This window comes from Streptomyces beihaiensis, from assembly GCF_026274175.1.
Lineage (GTDB): Bacteria > Actinomycetota > Actinomycetes > Streptomycetales > Streptomycetaceae > Streptomyces > Streptomyces beihaiensis.
In genome coordinates this window covers 1-17078 of the sequence record NZ_JAPHNL010000315.1, presented here as the reverse complement: position 1 = coordinate 17078, position 17078 = coordinate 1, and the positions used below count along the sequence as shown (strand labels likewise).

At 69.1% G+C, this 17078-nt stretch carries 20 protein-coding genes; 5 read left to right on the top strand and 15 right to left on the bottom strand.

Translation table 11 applies throughout. The features are described 5' to 3' along the window. Nucleotides 1-29 precede the first annotated feature (29 nt). Nucleotides 30-647 carry a DUF6230 family protein gene (locus OFY01_RS28245; protein ID WP_266604655.1) on the bottom strand — a complete coding sequence of 206 codons (618 nt, stop codon included), beginning with the start codon at nt 645-647 and terminating at the stop codon, nt 30-32. 654 nt (nt 648-1301) lie between these two features. Continuing rightward, entirely contained in the window at nt 1302-2270 is a 969-nt protein-coding gene (locus OFY01_RS28240; RefSeq protein WP_266604653.1) for a tetratricopeptide repeat protein, read from the bottom strand. A gap of 218 nt (nt 2271-2488) precedes the next feature. On the opposite strand from OFY01_RS28240, the gene OFY01_RS28235 reads away from it, so the two are divergent. Then, the gene (locus OFY01_RS28235) at nt 2489-3109 is read left to right on the top strand and encodes a TetR/AcrR family transcriptional regulator (RefSeq protein ID WP_407700443.1); all 621 of its coding nucleotides are present in this window, start codon (nt 2489-2491) and stop codon (nt 3107-3109) included. A gap of 178 nt (nt 3110-3287) precedes the next feature. Here OFY01_RS28235 and OFY01_RS28230 read toward each other — a convergent pair whose 3' ends face one another. The 3 genes from OFY01_RS28230 to OFY01_RS28220 form a co-directional block, all read right to left on the bottom strand. Continuing rightward, nucleotides 3288-4988 (bottom strand): acyl-CoA mutase large subunit family protein, encoded by a 1701-nt coding sequence (locus tag OFY01_RS28230; RefSeq protein WP_266604675.1) that lies wholly within the window; start codon nt 4986-4988, stop codon nt 3288-3290. 143 nt (nt 4989-5131) lie between these two features. Continuing rightward, nucleotides 5132-5470 carry a DUF3817 domain-containing protein gene (locus tag OFY01_RS28225; protein ID WP_266604649.1) on the bottom strand — a complete coding sequence of 113 codons (339 nt, stop codon included), beginning with the start codon at nt 5468-5470 and terminating at the stop codon, nt 5132-5134. A gap of 84 nt (nt 5471-5554) precedes the next feature. Beyond that, complete coding sequence (locus tag OFY01_RS28220; protein WP_266604647.1) at nt 5555-6064, bottom strand: MarR family winged helix-turn-helix transcriptional regulator; 510 nt, start codon at nt 6062-6064, stop codon at nt 5555-5557. Nucleotides 6065-6206: 142 nt separating this feature from the next. Between OFY01_RS28220 and OFY01_RS28215 the strand changes: the two genes are divergently transcribed. After that, a complete protein-coding gene (locus OFY01_RS28215; RefSeq protein ID WP_266604645.1) occupies nt 6207-7283 on the top strand; it encodes a glycoside hydrolase family 6 protein in 1077 nt (358 codons plus the stop codon). 48 nt (nt 7284-7331) lie between these two features. Here the strand turns inward: OFY01_RS28215 and OFY01_RS28210 are convergent, their stop codons facing one another. The 3 genes from OFY01_RS28210 to OFY01_RS28200 all read right to left on the bottom strand — a co-directional run bounded on the left by OFY01_RS28210 (nt 7332) and on the right by OFY01_RS28200 (nt 9904). Then, nucleotides 7332-9158: a glycosyltransferase family 2 protein gene (locus tag OFY01_RS28210; RefSeq protein ID WP_266604643.1), complete on the bottom strand. Its 1827-nt coding sequence runs from the start codon at nt 9156-9158 to the stop codon at nt 7332-7334. A 102-nt stretch (nt 9159-9260) separates the two neighbouring features. Continuing rightward, on the bottom strand, nt 9261-9554 hold the full coding sequence (locus OFY01_RS28205; protein ID WP_266604641.1) for an MTH1187 family thiamine-binding protein: 294 nt from the start codon (nt 9552-9554) through the stop codon (nt 9261-9263). Continuing rightward, nucleotides 9551-9904 (bottom strand): DUF3817 domain-containing protein, encoded by a 354-nt coding sequence (locus OFY01_RS28200; protein ID WP_266604640.1) that lies wholly within the window; start codon nt 9902-9904, stop codon nt 9551-9553. The genes OFY01_RS28205 and OFY01_RS28200 overlap by 4 nt, the downstream gene beginning before the upstream one ends. A 155-nt stretch (nt 9905-10059) precedes the next feature. On the opposite strand from OFY01_RS28200, the gene OFY01_RS28195 reads away from it, so the two are divergent. The 3 genes from OFY01_RS28195 to OFY01_RS28185 all read left to right on the top strand — a co-directional run bounded on the left by OFY01_RS28195 (nt 10060) and on the right by OFY01_RS28185 (nt 12614). Continuing rightward, nucleotides 10060-10698, top strand: a complete 639-nt coding sequence (locus OFY01_RS28195; RefSeq protein WP_266604639.1) for an AIM24 family protein — start codon at nt 10060-10062, stop codon at nt 10696-10698. 8 nt (nt 10699-10706) lie between these two features. Next, nucleotides 10707-11366, top strand: a complete 660-nt coding sequence (locus tag OFY01_RS28190; RefSeq protein WP_266604637.1) for an AIM24 family protein — start codon at nt 10707-10709, stop codon at nt 11364-11366. Between the two features lie 105 nt (nt 11367-11471). After that, the gene (locus tag OFY01_RS28185; protein WP_266604635.1) at nt 11472-12614 is read left to right on the top strand and encodes a Fic family protein; all 1143 of its coding nucleotides are present in this window, start codon (nt 11472-11474) and stop codon (nt 12612-12614) included. Nucleotides 12615-12878: 264 nt separating this feature from the next. Here OFY01_RS28185 and OFY01_RS28180 read toward each other — a convergent pair whose 3' ends face one another. The 7 genes from OFY01_RS28180 to OFY01_RS28150 form a co-directional block, all read right to left on the bottom strand. Next, nucleotides 12879-13100 carry a GntR family transcriptional regulator gene (locus OFY01_RS28180; protein ID WP_266604633.1) on the bottom strand — a complete coding sequence of 74 codons (222 nt, stop codon included), beginning with the start codon at nt 13098-13100 and terminating at the stop codon, nt 12879-12881. Between the two features lie 226 nt (nt 13101-13326). Further along, nucleotides 13327-13728, bottom strand: a complete 402-nt coding sequence (locus OFY01_RS28175) for a hypothetical protein (RefSeq protein WP_266604631.1) — start codon at nt 13726-13728, stop codon at nt 13327-13329. After that, nucleotides 13725-14096, bottom strand: coding sequence for a hypothetical protein (locus OFY01_RS28170; protein ID WP_266604629.1), 372 nt, complete (start codon nt 14094-14096; stop codon nt 13725-13727). Before OFY01_RS28170 ends, OFY01_RS28175 begins: the two co-directional genes overlap by 4 nt. Nucleotides 14097-14190: 94 nt before the next feature. Then, complete coding sequence (locus OFY01_RS28165) at nt 14191-14379, bottom strand: hypothetical protein (RefSeq protein WP_266604627.1); 189 nt, start codon at nt 14377-14379, stop codon at nt 14191-14193. Between the two features lie 35 nt (nt 14380-14414). Then, nucleotides 14415-14609, bottom strand: a complete 195-nt coding sequence (locus OFY01_RS28160; RefSeq protein ID WP_266604625.1) for a hypothetical protein — start codon at nt 14607-14609, stop codon at nt 14415-14417. A gap of 194 nt (nt 14610-14803) precedes the next feature. Beyond that, complete coding sequence (locus tag OFY01_RS28155) at nt 14804-15358, bottom strand: hypothetical protein (RefSeq protein WP_266604623.1); 555 nt, start codon at nt 15356-15358, stop codon at nt 14804-14806. A 55-nt stretch (nt 15359-15413) separates the two neighbouring features. After that, on the bottom strand, nt 15414-17078 hold a 1665-nt coding region (locus OFY01_RS28150; RefSeq protein WP_266604621.1), incomplete at its 5' end, for an RNase A-like domain-containing protein.

The window sequence follows — 17078 nt, the reverse complement described above, 5'->3', positions numbered from 1 at the left end:
GCGCCCGGCCGTTCAGCGCACCGAGTGCCTCAGTAGCACTCGTGCTTGCCCTTCTGGACACTCATGTGGAGGCCGGAGAGCTGGAAGGTGCCGGCCGTGGTGGCCCACGCACGCTGCTGGACGTTCTCGAAGTGCACCGAGTCCGCCTGCTGCGCGAACGAGTTGGGGTCCGCCTTGTCGCCCTGGTGGATACCAGGGCCCTTGTTGGCGTCGCCCGCTGCCACACCGATGTCGATGTTGTTGAACGTCGCATCGGCGTGCAGGTCGTCGGCGTCGATGTAGAGGGTCTTGGCCTCTACGGGGTGCTTCGGGTCGGTGCCGGCGCTGAGCTTCATCGACACGTCGCCGAAGACCGGGACGGGCACGACCACCGACTGGCACAGGCTGTGGATCTCAGCCGACTTCATACCGACGACGGCGACGGGGTGAGTACCGGTCTTACCGGCATCGACGGCGCCGTACTGGACGAAGTTCTTGCCGTCGAGGGACTTGGCCGTCACCTTGAACGACTGACCTGAAACGCTGAACGATGCCGCAAGCGCGCCCTGGGACAGGGCCACGCCTATCGCGGCGGTCGCCGCGACGCTCGGCACCATGACTACGGCGAACCGCTTCCATCTGGTCCCGCCACGAGTCACGGACTTCATGACTGTTCCTCCTTCTCGGACGTACATCTCCGGCCCTGACTGCGCCTTGGGCGGCTCAGCCGGGCAGGGATGGGAGAAGTGCTACGTCCTCGGGAAGGAGAGCGCCCGCATCGGGGGCGCATGTCGTCCGCACCCTGATCACCGGCGATCACCCCCGAGCGACAACCACTGGTCGCACCTGAGCCTTCACGCGCAACCTGCCGGACAGGCCCAGCCGTTCGGCTGAGACCCCCCTGTCCTCGACCGGCGGAGTTCCTCGGTGTTCTTCCCCCAGGACGCCGCCGACCCACTCGGTGGGGACCCATCGACCCCGCTGCCCGAGTGGGTGTCGGGATGTGGGGAGTGGACCGAGCGTGCCCGATCGTCGTCCATTCGCGGCGCTCGCACAAGGGGGTTCGTTACTCGCGGGTAACGGACGGATAACCGGAGCACGACCGGTCGAACGCGGACGGCAACGCTGGGTACGGTCAAGCGAGTTTCCATACGCACACATACGCGGACAGAACCGGACGGCGAAGCGCCTCTGACTTACTCCAAGTAACAGCGGCCGCGATTACCAAGTTTTGGTAAAGCGCGGCCGCGGTGATCACCCGGGGACAGAATTTTCACCTCGGCATCACAAGCCGTGGCGTTTAACAACTGGTCACTGGCGGCTCAGAAGAGAACCCGGGCCAGAGCCGTACGCGCGGTGACGACGCGCGGGTCGTCACCGCCGACGACCTCGAAGAGTTCCAGCAGTCGCACGCGGGCGGCGTCCCGGTCGTCACCCGCTGTGCGCGCGACGGTGTCGACGAGCCGCCCGAAGGCGTCTTCGACATGCCCGCCGACCAGGTCCAGGTCGGCGGCGGCGATCTGCGCCTGTACGTCGTCGGGCTTCTCGGCGGCGTCCTTGCGGACGGCCTGGGGATCCATCCCCTGGACCCGCTGGAGCAGTTCGGCCTGGGCGAGGCCGAGCTTGGCCTCGGTGTTGCCCGGGTCGTCGGAGAGCACGTTCTTGTACGCCTGGACGGCCCCGCCCAGGTCACCGGCGTCCAGCGCCCGGACGGCCGCCTCCAGCGCCGCGTCGTGCGGACCGGCCGGGGCCTGAGCGACCGGTGCGGCACCCTCCGCGTCCGGGTCGACGGCGACACCGGTGAGTCCGAAGCGCTCCTCCGCGACCTGGACCAACTGGTCGAGCGTCTGGCGGATCTGGGCCTCGGGGGCGGCACCCTGGAAGAGGGGCAGCGCCTGCCCGGCCACAACGGCGAAGACGGCCGGGATGCCCTGCACCCCGAACTGCTGCATCAGCATCTGGTTGGCGTCGACGTCGATCTTGGCGAGCACGAACCGACCGCTGTACTCGGCGGTCAGCCGCTCCAGCAGCGGACTCAGCTGCTTGCAGGGCTCGCACCACTCGGCCCAGAAGTCGATGACGACGGGCACCTCGGTCGAGCGCTGGAGAACGTCGCGCTCAAAACCGGCCTCGTCCACATCGATGACGAGGCTCGACGGGGGCACGGCCCCGCCGCCGCCCTGCCGGGCCGACTCGGCGCGCGCCTGCTCCGCCTTCGCCTTGGCCTCCTGGGCGGCCTTCACCGCGGCGAGATCGACGACTCCGCTCATGGACATGTTCCGTGGCTGCATGCGTACAGTCTCCCCCCTCCACGGTCCGTTGTGGGCCGGGTACCCACCCGACGCCGATGGTTGCCGCTCGCCGTACACGCTTTCGCCGTCGTACGAGCTTTCGCTACGGGTCGTAGCGTAACTGGCGCGGGCGCGGCTCGGGAGGGCGCCCCGGATCTTGGGCGGGTGATCTGCCTCACCCGGGCCGTTTTTCTTACTCGCCGGTAAAGTCGATGCCCATGCAGCACAGTTCCCCTTCCCGTACCACCGGCCGCCCGCGGTCCGCCGCCGCGGACGAGGCGATCCTGGAGGCGACCCGTGCGGCCCTGGTGGACGTGGGCTGGTCCAAGCTGACGATGGGCGAGGTGGCCACCCGCGCGGGCGTGGCCAAGACGACGCTGTACCGCCGGTGGGCGGGCAAGAACGAACTCGTGGTGGACGCGGTGGCGGTTCTCTTCGACGAGTTGGAGCTGCCGGACCGGGGCAGCCTCGCCGCGGACATCGAGGGCGTGGTGCTGCAGTTCGCGTCGCTGCTCGACCGCCCGGAGACGAAGACGGCGCTGATGGCGGTGGTGGCCGAGGCGACACGGGACGAGCCGCTGCGGGAGCGGATCCGTACGTCGATCGTGGAACGGCAGAAGCGGCTGGTCCTGGTGGGCCGGGCGCGGGCCGAGCGGCGGGGGGAGCTTCCGGCCCCCGCCGACCCGTGCGTCGCCGCCGCCGCGGCGGACCTGATCTTCGACGTGGCCGCGGGGGCCGTGGTGCACAGGGTGCTGGTGAGCGGGGAGCCGGTGGATCAGGAGTGGGTGCGCCGCTTCACGGCACTGCTGGTGGGCGGGCTGGCGGCCGCGGCCGACTGAGGGCTCGGGAGGCTCGTGGCCGTCGTCGACTGCGGGTGCGTTGCGGCTGGTCGCGCCCACGCGGCGGAGCCGCATATCGACGCAGCCCCGCGCCCCTGAGGGGCGCGGGGAACCGCGCGAGCAACCACAGCCAACCCGCACTCGCCGACGCGACGACAACCCGGCAGACGGGACTCCGTCAGAACCCGGCCGGTTCCGTGTACACGCCCCACTCGTCCCGCAGGACCCCGCAGATCTCGCCCAGCGTCGCCTCCGCGCGGACAGCGCTGAGCATCGGCTCGATCATGTTGGAGCCGTCGCGGGCCGCGGCCAGCATCCGGTCCAGCGCGGAGCGCACGACCGCCTCGTCCCGCCCGGACTTGCGGTCGGCCAGGACGCGGACCTGCTCGCGTTCGACCTCGTGGCTGACGCGAAGGATCTCCAGGTCGCCGGTGACGGAGCCCTCGTGGACGTTGACGCCGACGACCCTCTTGTCGCCCTTCTCCAGGGCCTGCTGGTAACGGAACGCCGACTCGGCGATCTCGCCCGTGAACCAGCCGTCCTCGATTCCGCGCAGGATGCCGGAGGTGACGGGGCCGATGGGGTGCTGCCCGTCGGGGTGGGCGCGCAGGCCGCGCTCCTTGATCTGCTCGAAGATCTTCTCGGCGTCGGCCTCGATGCGGTCGGTGAGCTGCTCGATGTACCAGGAGCCGCCCAGCGGGTCCGCGACGTTGGCGACGCCGGTCTCCTCCATCAGGACCTGCTGCGTGCGCAGCGCGATCTCCGCGGCCTGCTCGCTCGGCAGGGCGAGGGTCTCGTCCAGGGCGTTGGTGTGCAGGGAGTTGGTGCCGCCGAGGACGGCGGCCAGGGCCTCGACGGCCGTGCGGACGACGTTGTTGTACGGCTGCTGGGCCGTGAGCGAGACGCCCGCCGTCTGGGTGTGGAAGCGCAGCCACTGCGCCTTGTCGGTCCTCGCCCCGTACACCTCGCGCATCCAGCGCGCCCAGATGCGGCGCGCTGCGCGGAACTTGGCGATCTCCTCGAAGAAATCGACGTGGGCGTCGAAGAAGAAGGACAGGCCGGGTGCGAAGACGTCGACGTCCAGGCCGCGGCTGAGGCCGAGCTCCACGTAGCCGAAGCCGTCGGCGAGGGTGTACGCCAGCTCCTGCGCGGCCGTCGAGCCCGCCTCGCGGATGTGGTAGCCGGAGACCGAGAGCGGCTTGTAGGCGGGGACCGAGGCGGCGCAGTGCTCCATCAGGTCGCCGATGAGGCGCAGGTGCGGCTCGGGCTGGAAGAGCCACTCCTTCTGCGCGATGTACTCCTTGAAGATGTCCGTCTGGAGGGTGCCGTTCAGGACGGCGGGGTCGACGCCCTGGCGTTCGGCGGCGACCAGGTACATGCAGAAGACCGGGACGGCGGGGCCGCTGATCGTCATGGAGGTGGTCACGTCGCCCAGTGGGATGTCCTTGAACAGGACCTCCATGTCGGCGGCGGAGTCGATGGCGACGCCGCAGTGGCCGACCTCGCCGAGCGAGCGCGGGTCGTCGGAGTCGCGACCCATCAGTGTGGGCATGTCGAAGGCGACGGACAGGCCCCCTCCGCCGTTGCGGAGGATCATCTTGTAGCGCTCGTTGGTCTGCTCGGCGTTGCCGAAGCCGGCGAACTGGCGGATGGTCCACGTGCGGCCCCGGTAACCGGTCGGGTACAGGCCGCGGGTGAACGGGTACTCGCCCGGCCACCCGATCCGTTCGAAGCCCTCGTACGTGTCCCCGGGGCGTGGCCCGTAGACCGGCTCGACCGGATCGCCCGAGAGCGTCGTGAAGTCGGCGTCCCTGGTGCGGGCGGAGTCGTAGCGGGCCTGCCAGCGGCGGCGGCCCTCGGCAATGGCGTCAGCGTCCATGCTTCCCATACCCACGAATTTACTAGGACGTCCAAGTAAATGTCGATGGCTGACCGCCCACACGTGCCCCGGGCTGGGGCCGTGCGAGCAGAAAAGACGCCGGAGGCCGGGGGCGCGGCCCCCTGCCCCTGTCCTCTACGCCCCTACGCCTGCGCGAGCTTGGCGGCTTCGTCGGCGGCCTTGGCGTCCAGCTCGGCGGTGACCTTGCGCTCCACGAAGAACGCGGCCGTCGGGATGGTGCCCGCGAGCAGTACCCAGATCTGCTTGCCGACCGGCCACTTCGCCTTGGAGCCCAGGTCGAAGGCGAAGACCAGGTAGATGACGTAGAGCCAGCCGTGCGCGATGCCGACGCCCGTCACGAAGCTGTCGGCGCCGTCCATCTGCAGCCCGTACTTGGCGATGCAGCCGAGGGTGAGGAGCACCAGCAGGACGCCGGTCACGTAGGCCATGACGCGGTAGCGGGTCAGCACGGATTTCTTCATGGCTCCGAGCGTAACCGCCCGAATCGCGCGATCTTCAGCCGACCCCGGCGCCGCCGACCGTGCCCACCGCTCCGGTCGCGGCGCTCACTCGTCGTCGAAGTCGCGCGCCGCCACCCGCAGCGGCCGCAGCATCGCGAAGATCTCGTCGCACTGGTCCGCGTCGTAGACGCCCAGGCCGAAGTCCATGGCCATGAGGTCGCGGGTGGCCGCGTCGACGACCTCGCGCCCCTTGTCCGTGATGGTGGCGAGGGTGCCGCGGCCGTCGTTCGGGTTGGGCCGCTTGTCGACCAGGCCGGACTTCACGAGCCGGTCCACGGTGTTCGTCACCGACGTGGGGTGGACCATGAGGCGCTCGCCGATCTTCGACATGGGCAGCTCGCCGGCCTTGGAGAAGGTGAGCAGGACGAGCGCCTCGTAGCGCGCGAAGGTCAGACCGTAGGGCTTGACCACGGCGTCGACCTCGGCGAGGAGAATCTGGTGCGCGCGCATGATCGAGGTGATCGCGGCCATCGACGGCACGGACCCCCACCGCTGCTTCCAGAGTTCGTCTGCGCGGGCGATCGGATCGAAGGCAAGGCTGAGCGGCTTCGGCACATCTAGACCCTACCGGCCGGTCACATGATGGTCAGCCCCGTCTCGTTCCTCGGTCATCCCGTTCGGCGGGCCGTACCGAGAGGCGAGCGCACCTTATGTAACGATTGCCGCGAATTGCCCGCGCTCGGAACCTGGGGGCTGGATGCCCGTCCCGACCTTCCGCACCTTTCGCACCTTCCGTACCTTCCGTACCTTCCGTACCTTTCGCACTCCGGCCCGCGCCATCGCTCTCACCGCGACGGCGCTGCTGCTGCCCGCCCTGCTCTCCGGCTGCTCAGGCGGCGGTGGCCGCCTCACCACCGATGTCGCCGACCGGGCCACACCCGCCGGCTCCGGCACCGGCTCCCCTTTCTGGGTCGACCCGGACACGGACGCGGCCGCCCAGGCCGAGCGGTGGGAGAAGCAGGGCCGTACCGCCGACGCGCGCCTGATCGAGCGGATCTCGCGCCGCCCGCAGGCCATGTGGGCCCCGGGCGACTACCCGCGGCCCGCCATCGCGCGGGCGGCGGAACAGGCGAAGAAGGCGGACAAGACGCTGGTCCTGGTCGCGTACAACATTCCGCACCGGGACTGCGGTCAGCACTCGGCGGGCGGGGCCCACTCGGCGCAGTTCTACTACCAGTGGATCGACGCGTTCGCGGCGGGCATCGGGGACGCCAAGGCGCTGGTCGTCCTGGAGCCGGACGCGATCGGGCACATCGTCGACGGCTGCGCCCCGGCCGAGATCCAGGACGAGCGCTACCAGCTCATCTCGGCGGCGATCGACCGGCTGAAGAAGCAGCCGCACACGAAGGTGTACCTGGACGCGGGCAATCCGGCCTGGATCCCGGACGCGTGGAAGATGGTCGACCCGCTCAAGCGCGCCGGGATCGCCAGGGCGGACGGCTTCTCGCTCAACGTCTCCAACTTCCAGTCCGACGCGGCCAACAGGACCTACGGGCGCGAGCTCTCGCAGATGCTGGGCGGCGCCCACTTCGTGGTGGACTCCAGCCGCAACGGCGCGGGCCCGTACGCCGACGGCGGGGAGGACTCGTGGTGCAACCCGCCGGACCGCGCTCTCGGCACCCCGCCGACCACCCGGACCGGTGATCCGCTGCTCGACGCGTATCTGTGGGTCAAGCGCCCCGGGGAGTCGGACGGGACCTGCCGGGGCGGCCCTGCGGCGGGGACGTGGTGGGCGGACTACGCCCTCGGGCTCGCCCGCAAGGCCCACGCCTGACCTCGGCCCCTCCGGACCGCGAAACGGCGGCCACGCCGACAGCGGAGCTCAGCGGCCCCCCGCGCCGCCCCCGCCCCCACTCGTACCCGAGACACCGGAGACGCCAGAGATACCCGAGACACCGGAGCCCCCCGAAGCGACGGCCAGGGCGGGTTCCGGTTGCGGGCCGGAGAGCGTGGTCACGGCGGTCGCGGCGGTCGCCGCGCGGCGGCGTTCGGTGAGCGCCCAGACCACGAGCGGCGCGAGCGCGATGCACAGGGCGAGCACCGCCCAGGTGCGCATGGCCACGTGGGTATGGGAGAGCACGACGGACGCGGCGAGCGACGCGCTGAGCACCGCGGCCCAGAACAGATGGATACGGAAGGTCAGCACCCGGTCGGGGCTGACGTCGCCGCCCTTCGGCGTCACGACGAACCGGCACGGCCTGCGCAGCAGCGCCCCGCCGAGCGATCTGAGGTAGACGGGCGCGGAGAGCGCCGACATCGCCATCCCCGCGAGGCCGCCGGAGCCCTCGGGTTCGTGCGGCGAGACGTTGTACCGCCGGTTCCACAGGTAGACGCCGATCTGCAGGGCGGCGGCGTCGCTGTAGAGCATGAGCCACACGGAGGCGGAGACCTGGGTGCCGGAGGCGCCGAACCAGAGGAAGAGCACGCAGCTGATCACGCCGAGCAGCCAGTTGACGGCCGTCATCGGGTAGTAGACGAGCATCATCGTGTACGAGAAGAGACGGCCGGGCGGCATCGTCAGGGGCGCCTTCCAGTACTGCTTGAAGAGCGTCTCGTACGTACCGCGGGACCAGCGCATCTGCTGCGTGAAGAAGTCCGTCCAGGAGGCGGGGCCCTCGCCGACCGCGAGCACGTCGGGCGTGTAGACGGAGCGCCAGTGGCGGCCGGTGACCGGGTTGCGGTGGCGGTGGATCTCGAAGCCGGTGGCCATGTCCTCAGTGATGGAGTCGGCCAGCCCGCCGATCTGCTTGAGCGCGGAGATCCGTACGACGTTGTTCGTGCCGACGAACATAGGTGAGCGGTAGCGGTTGCCCGCCCGCTGGATCAGCGCGTGGAAGAGGAACTGCTGGGACTCGGCGGCCTTGGTGACCGGGGCGACGTAGTTGCCGTAGACCTGCGGGCCGACGACGAAGGCGACGTCCGGGTCGCGGAAGTAGCCCATCATCCGCTGGAGGAACTCGGGGTGCGGGACGTGGTCGGTGTCGACCGAGGCGAAGAAGTCGTACTCGTCGCCGTGGGCCGCGAGCCACGCGTTGTAGTTGCCGTGCTTGGTGCGGGCCTTGTGGGGGCCCTTGTCGCGGTTCCAGGCGGGCACGCCGTGGCGGGTGAAGTGCCGGACACCGAGCCGGGCACACAGGGCCTTGATCTCGGCGTCGTCGCCCTCGTCGAGCAGCCATACGTCGAGCGGGCCGCCGTGGGTGACGCGGACGGCGCCCTCCAGCGTGGCCCGGACCATCGCGAGGGGTTCCTTGCCGGGGACGTATGTCGTCAGGAAGGCGACGCGGGTGCCCGGTTCGGGGACGACGGGGACGGGGTCGCGGGCGACGAGGGTCGCGTGCGCGATGGATATGACGTTGACGAGCATGAACAGCCCGATGAGCCCGATGGAGACGAGCATCGCGATGTCGAGCGAGACCATCCACCGCTCGCCGCCCTCCCGCTCCACCCAGTGGGTGGGCCACACCAGGTAGGCCATGAGTGATCCCGCCAGCACCGGGGCGAGCAGCATCAGGGCGACCGCTCGTATTCGGTGGGGCGCGCGGGAGAGGAGAGATATGTACTGCACCCGGTAGGCGGTGCCGGCGGGCGGCTCGGTGAGCGGTCCCGCGAGTCTGCTGTAGGTGTCGTAGTCGTAGCCCTCAGGCCGCACAGCGCCCTCCAGGTTCAGGTGATCAACGAACCGATATCCCCACAAAAGGGGACATTTACGGGCGTGTCGAACCGGAAGGGGCGTACGAGTGAGGTAAGGACGTCAGGGCGCCAGATGCCGCTCGACCGTCTCCACCTTCGACGTCAGCCCGTCGCTCACACCGGGCCTGATGTCGGCCTTGATGACGACCGACACCCGGGGCGCGCGCTCCTCCACCACGGCGACGGCGCGCTTGACCACGGCCATGACCTCGTCCCACTCGCCCTCGACGGACGTGAACATCGCGTCGGTGCGGTTCGGCAGCCCGGACTCGCGCACGACACGGACGGCGTCGGCGACGTACTCCCCCACGTCCTCGCCGACCCCGAGCGGGGTCACGGAGAAGGCCACGATCATGCGTTCACGACTCCTTCGGTGCGGGCGCGGGCCGCGATCGCGGCGTTGACGGCGTTCTCGGCCTCGCGGCGCAGCTTGCGCTCGGCGAAGAAGCCGCCGGTGGGCAGGACGGAGAGGACGAAGTAGAGCGCGGCCGTGCCCTTGCTCCACTTCGCACGGTTCCAGGCGTCCAGCCAGAAGATCACGTACAGGATGAACAGTACGCCGTGGATCATGCCCATCACGGGAACGGCGTTGAAGTCCGTCGTCCGCTTCAGCACCGAGCAGACCAGGAGCAGGAGGAACGAGACGGCCTCCGGCGCGGAGACCAGGCGGAGGCGTCGGATGGCGGATGCGGTCTTGATGTCCACGGGGCACCTTCGGCGTCTGAGGCGATGAACGGGGTACGGGTCGGGCTCGTTCGCTCGCGCGATCTTGTGAATACGAGCACAAGCGAATGCCCATTGTCGCATCGAGCCCGTGGGGGCCTGTCGGCGCCCCGTCCCCGACGGCTACCTTCGACCTCGTGGCAGTGTTCCGGCTCCAGGGCAGCAGGATGCTCGCCGTCGAGATGGCGGGCGACAGCGTCAAGGCGAAGAACGGCTCGATGGTCGCGTACGACGGCCGGATGGCGTTCAAGAGGCTCACCGGAGGTGGCGAGGGGATACGAGGCATGATGACCCGCCGCATCGCGGGCGAGCGGATGACCGTGATGGAGGTCAAGGGCGAGGGCACCTGCTGGTTCGCGGACCGCGCGAGCCAGATCAACCTGGTGGAGCTGCGCGGCGAGAAGCTCTACGTGGAGGCGAGCAACCTGCTGTGCACGCAGTCGGGTCTGCGCACCGGAACGACGTTCACCGGCCTGCGCGGCGCCGCTCAGGGCAACGGCCTGTTCACCACCACCGTGGAGGGTCACGGCCAGGCGGCGATCATGAGCGACGGCCCGGCGGTGGTGCTCCGCGTCAGCCGCGACCACCCGCTGACCGTCGATCCGGGCGCGTACGTCGCCCACCAGGGGTCCCTGCGGCAGACGTTCCAGTCCGGGGCCGGGTTCCGTACGTTGATGGGGGAAGGCGGCGGGGAAGCCGTGCAGATCCTGTTCGAGGGCGACGGGCTCGTGTACGTACAGCCCAGCGAACGCGACACGATCGCGGGGGATGTGTGATGGCGCCGATGCCGACGACGGCCTTCCGTGAGATCAACTCGAAGATGGTCGAGGCGACGGTCGTGCCGGGCCGCGTCGTCTACAGCCAGCGCGGCGCGATGCTCGCCTACCGCGGTGACGTCACGTTCACGCCCAACATCCAGGGCGGGCAGGGCGGCCTTGCCTCCATGCTCGGCCGGCGGGTGGCGAACGAGGCGACGCCGCTGATGACGGTCGAGGGCAGCGGCACGGTGATGTTCGGGCACGGCGGCCACCACGTGCACGTGATCGCGCTCTCCGGCGACACCCTGTACGTGGAGGCGGACCGCCTCCTCGCCTTCGACGGAACCCTTCGCCAGGGCACGGTCTTCCTCGGCGAACAGGGCGGCGTGATGGGCCTGGTGCGCGGCCAGTTCACCGGTCAGGGCCTGTTCACGACGTCGTTGCAGGGGCACGGCTCGGCGGCCGTGATGGCGCACGGCGGCGTCATCGAGGTGCCGATCACACCGGGCCGCCCGGTCCACGTCGACCCGCAGGCGTACGTGGCGCACCACGGCGACGTACGCAACAAGCTGTCCGCGGCGCTCGGTTGGCGGGAGATGGTGGGGCGCGGCAGCGGCGAGGGCTTCCAGCTGGAGCTGAGCGGGAGCGGGGCGGTGTATGTGCAGGCGTCGGAGAAAAAGCTGTGAGTGGGCGAGCTGTCCGGCCGAACGCAGAACTCAGACCGGTCAGAATGCAGTCTGATTGACACCGTCACGCTTGACTCCATGACGCAATCATCGTGTCATGGGAGCATGCTGTACGTGACTCCCTCCCTGGACGCTGACGACCGGCGGGCCCTCGACGAGATCGAGAGCATGCGCCGCGACCTGCGCCATATGCTCCGGGCCACCCCTCACTGGACCCGCCAGCTGCGCCGCAACCTCACCGCCCGTGCGATCGCCGGATCGAACACCATCGAGGGCTACGCCGCGACGGTCGATGACGTGGAAGCCCTCATGTCCGGCGAGGAACCCCTGGAGACCGGAGAAAAGACGCGTGCCGAGCTGGAGGGCTACCAGCGCGGCATGACCTACATCCAGGCCCTCGCCGACGCCGGTGACGACTTCCGGTACGACGCCGGCCTGCTCAACGGCCTGCACTTCATGCTGCAGGGCCACCACCTCGACAAGCGCCCCGGCCGCTGGCGCGACGGCCCCGCCTACGTCACCAGCCCCGACGACCCCCTGGTCCCCGCCTACACCGCGCCCGACCAGGCGGACGTCCCCGCTCTGATGGCGGAGTTCATCGACTGGCTCAACGAGGGCGACCTCGACGTGCCCGTCCATGTCCGCGCTTCCATGGCCCACCTCAACCTCGTCAAGATCCACCCGTGGAAGGACGGCAACGGGCGCATGTCCCGCGCCCTGTCCACCCTCGTGTTCTCCCGCGAGGCCCTGATGCCACCCGAGTTCTCGTCCATCGAGGAGTGGCTCGGCCGGGGGCAGAACACGTACGCGTACTACCAGGTTCTGGAGGACGTGGGTGGCCCGCACTGGAGCCCGGAGCGGGACACCCGGCCCTGGATCCGGTTCTGCCTGACCGCCCACCATCGCCAGGCCCAGCAGGCCCAGCGGCGCTTCGATGTGATGTCGCGGGCCTGGACCCGCCTGATCGAAGGCGTCGAGGCGGTCGGCCTGGACGAGCGGGTCGTCTACGCGCTGCTCCCTGCCTTCTCGGACGCGAAGGTCCGCCGCACCGTGTACCAGCAGGACGCCGACCTCAGCGACCAGCAAGCCATCCGCGACATCCGTGAGCTCGTGGCTCGCGGCTGGCTCGTTCCCCACGGCAAGGCCCGAGCGCGCTATTACGCCCCCGGCCCCCTTATGGACCCGGTCCGGGAAGAGGTCCGCCAGTCCATGGAGCCGTACACGGACCCCTACCGTCAACAGCGCTGACCCGCCCCGCCCCTCCTGCCCGCTTGCCGGTGAACCTGCCGGTCATACGCTCGCCGGTTCGTCCCAGGGACAGACCTCGAAGACGGTTGACACCGCTCAGCGTTCGGGCGCGTCCCGTGAAGGGGTGGCGGCGCTTGCGTCGCCTGACCCCTCCCTGGCCCCCTGCCCGGCTCCTCCCAGCCTGCAACCCCGAAGCGTTCGATGGAGTGACCATGAGCGGTCACAGAGTCATCTGGGCAGAGCGAGCCGGATGCCAGTCAGGCGTTACACCACGTAGAACCCGCGCGGGATCTCCTTACGCAACCGCCCCTCCGACACCAATACGGCTACGGCGCGCACGGCCGTCGACTGGCTGATGTCGTACTCACCGCTCAGCGCCACGGTGCCCGGGAACTTGTCCCCGCTGTGCCATTCCCCAGCGTCCAACCTGCGCCGGAGATCATCGGCGACCTGCGGGGCGAACGGCACTGAACGATCAAGCTGCATGTACCCAGCGTGCGAACGAGTCGGTCAGGCCCGGTGGCGTACGGTCATGGTGTGCCCGGACGCGGAACCGGCCGACTCTCCTCAGCGATGTAGTCATGAAGAAGTGGCTCGGCCCGGCGAGCCTACACCGATCCGCCGTCCCGCGAAACGGACACCTCAGGGGGCGGAGGCTCCGCATGCCCGTGGCGGTGGCCTCGCGTCAGCGCTGCCACCGCCACGGACCGCGCTACCCCTCCTCGGCCCGCGCCTCTCGGCGCAGCACGTTCCGGGCGATCAGCGCCACGGTCTTCACATCGCCCAGAGCCGGAACCGCCGAATCGGCACCGTCGTTTTCCGGGTAGACCCCGGCCAGGGTGGTCCGCATGGCCTGGCGCGCGGCCGGTACCGCCTGATCGGCCAGGATATCCAGGGCCTTGCGGTACCGGTCCGGCGGAAGGCCGGGCAGATACAGGTGGGCGCCGTCCGCCGACTCGCGCACAGCCTGGTCACGCAGAGCGGGCAGGCCGGCGGGCGAACACTCGGACAGGCGCTCGGACAGGAAATCAACCAGCCAGTCGAACGTCGGCGCCTTGCCGTAGTACATGATCCAGCCGTACTCGTCCGAGACCCCGACGCTGTAGGGCTTCACAGGGACTCACCCCCGCCCGGCCGGCCCGACTCGCCCAACTCCCGCAGGAACTCCGCAGACATCATGGCGAGGATCTCCAGAGTGCGCACCACGTGTCCGTGCCAGGACGACTGCTCCGGCCTCCGGCGCAGCTCGTCGGCGTAGGCCTGCGGCACGTCGTCGGCCAGGATCCGCAGCACACGGTGCCGATACGGCTCGGGGAGATCGCTGACGAAGAAGTTGCCGACGACGAGATCACCCTCCTCCTCGACGAAATCCCACAGTTCCCTGTCCGGAACCCGGCTCCTGAGGTACTCGATGATCCACAGGTACATGCCGGTACTGGTCGTCCACACATACTCGTCGGAGACGGAAATCTCCTTGCTCATCGTCGTCCTTCGCGGTCGTCGTCGAACGTCAGACGGGCGGCCCGCACCCCGTCGGAGTGCGGGCCGCCCTACCCCACGTCTCAGTCGTCGTAGATCACGCTGAGGCATTGGTCGACCAGTACTCGGAGTACCCGAACCGCTCACCGAGTGCCATGAACGCCTCGCAACGTGCTTCGCTGACCTGCACGCCGTACGCCTTGATCGTCCGCAACAGCAAGCGGAACCCCAGGTCCGCGCACGCTTCGGAGACCACCCGCTCCAGTGCGGGGGCCAGGCCCGGCACGGCCGGTGGATGGCCCTCACGGCTGGTGGCGCGCGTCAGGCGGCTTTGGAACGGTCGAATGCCCTCACCGCAGACACGGGATGAGCCAGCCACTCGACCACCAGGCCGCCCTGCGGGATCCACTTGTCGTGGCCCTCGGGCGACAGCACGAGGGGCAGGTCCCACTGCTTCATCACCCACGTCAACCCGATCTCCAGGGCAAATGCCGGATCCTCCCGGTACTCGTCCACAGTTCCTCCTTCCCCATCGATCACGGCTTCGGCTGATCGCGTCCCTTCCGTCTTGAACCGAAGGAATCGCCGTGAGGCGCTAATCCCCGTCCGCCCCGGCAGGGCAAAGGGCGGCCCGCGTCCCCAGGGTGGGGGTGCGGGCGGCCCGAGAGCGCGTCCGGTGACGCCCTGCGTCGACTCCGTGGCAGGCGCTACTACTGTTCGGACAGGTAGCGCGCGTTGTCCACCACGAACTCGCCGTACTCCAGGGCTTCTCCGATCGCCTCCAGTCTTGCGTACTGCTCAGGGGTCAGTTCCAAGTCGCCTGCCACCATGGCCCGCAGCAGCAGCCGGAAGGCCAGCTCCGGGGTGCAGCGGCGGGCGCACTCGGCGAGAGCCGCCTGTACGTCGGTGTCCAGGCGGCGTGCTTCCTGGATCTCAGCGAGGATCGCGTCCAGTCGATCCGAACCCTCCTCGATGTCCGCCCCGGCGAGCGGACGCACGTCTGTCCTCTCCGACAGGCTGGCGTCGCACAGATCGAGGACCGTCCGCGTCCATTGCGCCCCTCCCCCGAGGAAGTTGAAGGTGGGCAGGTACTCCGTTCCCGCCTCCCACAGCACCTCCAGCGTCTTCGTGGGAAGCTCGCAGAGACTCTGGAGGTCACGCCGGGCTGCCAGAACGTTCTCATCGGACGCGCCGACGAGCCTCTGGCGCATCAGCTCGGCGGCCGTGTCCGCCTCGCACGCCCAGTCCTGGTGAAAACCCCACATAAACCAAGTGATTCCGAAGTCGAATTCACTAAAGCGTCCCACTGTCTTGTCGTCCTTACCTCGGGAAGAAGGTCTGCACATAGAAGCCTTTCGGATGCTTCGGCATGCCTGGCTTTCTGGGGGCCTTCACAAGCTTGAGTAGGAATCCGTTGCCCGCGGCCTCAGTGGGCTTGTCTGCCCAGTACACCTTGCCGAGGGACGTCCCCTTCGGCCCGTAGTAGCCCTTCAATTCGAGCACAGTCTCGTTCGGTTTCCTGGTCATCCACGTGGATATCTGGGATGCCTTGTCCTTTAGTACGGCGTCGAGAACCTTCTGCGCCGTCTCCTGGTCGGTCCACACGCTGTTCGGTGTCGGCCTTCCCTGCTCGCGTGTCTTCCTCGCCGACAGGGCCTTCGCCTTCTGCTCGTCGGGGCGCACATGCTCCTCCAGGGTGTGCGCGTCGGGGAACTGCTTTTCGTCGAGTTCGAGGTTGTCGCAGTTGTGGACCAGTACCGGGCTCACGCCCGCGAAAGCGTAGAAGGTGTGCAGGCCCGAGACGGTCAGGTCGTACACGGTCCGGGGCGCCTGTTCGCGGTGCTGACGCACTGCGGCCACCGTGCGGAAGGATCCCGTGGGCGTGCGCAGACGGTCGCCCTTGTGGAGCGCCGAGGCGAGGGTCCAGCCACGGCCCATGACGAAGACGCGGTGTCCCGGTGTGCTCGTCAGGCGGCCGCCTCGCGCAAGCGTGATGTCCTCGAGTACGACGGTTTGGTGCCGGAAGTCGCGAGTGACCTGCTCACCCCGTAGGCGCCCGGTCGTGGGGTCGCCCGCCATGAGCAGGTCGCCGATGTGCACGTCACGGATGGCTCTGCGGGTGCCGTTGGCGAGGAGCACTCGGGTGCTTCCGGGGAAGCTGTTGGTGCTGCATGCCGTCGTGGCCTCCTCGTACGCGTCCACCGTTTTCTCGGCCTCGGCGACGGTGGCGGGGTTGACTCCGTCGATCGCCTTGAGGGCCTGGAGGGCGTCCTTGACGCCGATACCGGTGCGCAGGGAGGCGTCGACGGCCTTGAGAGCGTCGGCGACGGCCTTGGCGACTTTGCCTCCGAACACGATGGAGCCGATGTCGAAGGCGGCCCAGGCGCAGTCGCCCCAGGTTCCTCCGGAGGTGTCCGAGACCAGGGAGGCGATCTTCTTGCCGCATTCGATGAAGTCTCCGAGGAGGATCTTCACCGGGTCGATGCCCTTGTTGAACTCGACCATCGTGAGCGTGCGGGTGACCGTCTTGCTCTGGATCTCCTTGCCCGGCGTCGTGCCGAGGAAGTACGTGTCCGACATCGGGCATCCGGCCTGGGTGGCCGGAACGTCCTGGGCGGTGCACAGGTAGATGTCCAGGTCGACCCGGAAGTGGATCGTGGCGGTCACCGTGCAGTTGCCGGTGTGGAAGATCGGGTTGCAGTTGTGCTTCTTGACGTTCGTCGGGTCGCCGACGGGGACGTTGCGGCTGGTGTAGAAGAGGCCGCCGATGCCGCCCGCGCCGTCCTTGATCTGCTTGTTCTTCTGGGCGTTCTCCGCCTGTTCCGCCGCCTCCTGGGCCTGCTTCGCGTACTTCTGGGCGTCCTTGGCCGCCTTCTCCGCTGCCGTGGCGTCGGCGTCGGCCTGGTCGGCCGCCTGGCGGGCCGCCTTCGCCGCCGCCTCGGCCTGATCCGCCGCGGTGCGGGCCGCTGCGGCGTCCAGGGCTGC

Excerpts from the sequence above, each read along its gene's own strand:
- OFY01_RS28190 (WP_266604637.1), top strand. The coding sequence starts at position 10,707 with ATGCCGACGACGGCCTTCCGTGAGATCAACTCGAAGATGGTCGAGGCG.
- OFY01_RS28215 (WP_266604645.1), top strand. The coding sequence starts at position 6,207 with ATGCCCGTCCCGACCTTCCGCACCTTTCGCACCTTCCGTACCTTCCGT.
- OFY01_RS28225 (WP_266604649.1), bottom strand. The coding sequence starts at position 5,470 with ATGAAGAAATCCGTGCTGACCCGCTACCGCGTCATGGCCTACGTGACC.
- OFY01_RS28180 (WP_266604633.1), bottom strand. The coding sequence starts at position 13,100 with ATGCAGCTTGATCGTTCAGTGCCGTTCGCCCCGCAGGTCGCCGATGAT.
- OFY01_RS28230 (WP_266604675.1), bottom strand. The coding sequence starts at position 4,988 with ATGGACGCTGACGCCATTGCCGAGGGCCGCCGCCGCTGGCAGGCCCGC.
- OFY01_RS28235 (WP_407700443.1), top strand. The coding sequence starts at position 2,489 with ATGCAGCACAGTTCCCCTTCCCGTACCACCGGCCGCCCGCGGTCCGCC.
- OFY01_RS28155 (WP_266604623.1), bottom strand. The coding sequence starts at position 15,358 with ATGTGGGGTTTTCACCAGGACTGGGCGTGCGAGGCGGACACGGCCGCC.
- OFY01_RS28185 (WP_266604635.1), top strand. The coding sequence starts at position 11,472 with ATGCTGTACGTGACTCCCTCCCTGGACGCTGACGACCGGCGGGCCCTC.
- OFY01_RS28240 (WP_266604653.1), bottom strand. The coding sequence starts at position 2,270 with ATGCAGCCACGGAACATGTCCATGAGCGGAGTCGTCGATCTCGCCGCG.
- OFY01_RS28245 (WP_266604655.1), bottom strand. The coding sequence starts at position 647 with ATGAAGTCCGTGACTCGTGGCGGGACCAGATGGAAGCGGTTCGCCGTA.
- OFY01_RS28170 (WP_266604629.1), bottom strand. The coding sequence starts at position 14,096 with ATGAGCAAGGAGATTTCCGTCTCCGACGAGTATGTGTGGACGACCAGT.
- OFY01_RS28205 (WP_266604641.1), bottom strand. The coding sequence starts at position 9,554 with ATGATCGTGGCCTTCTCCGTGACCCCGCTCGGGGTCGGCGAGGACGTG.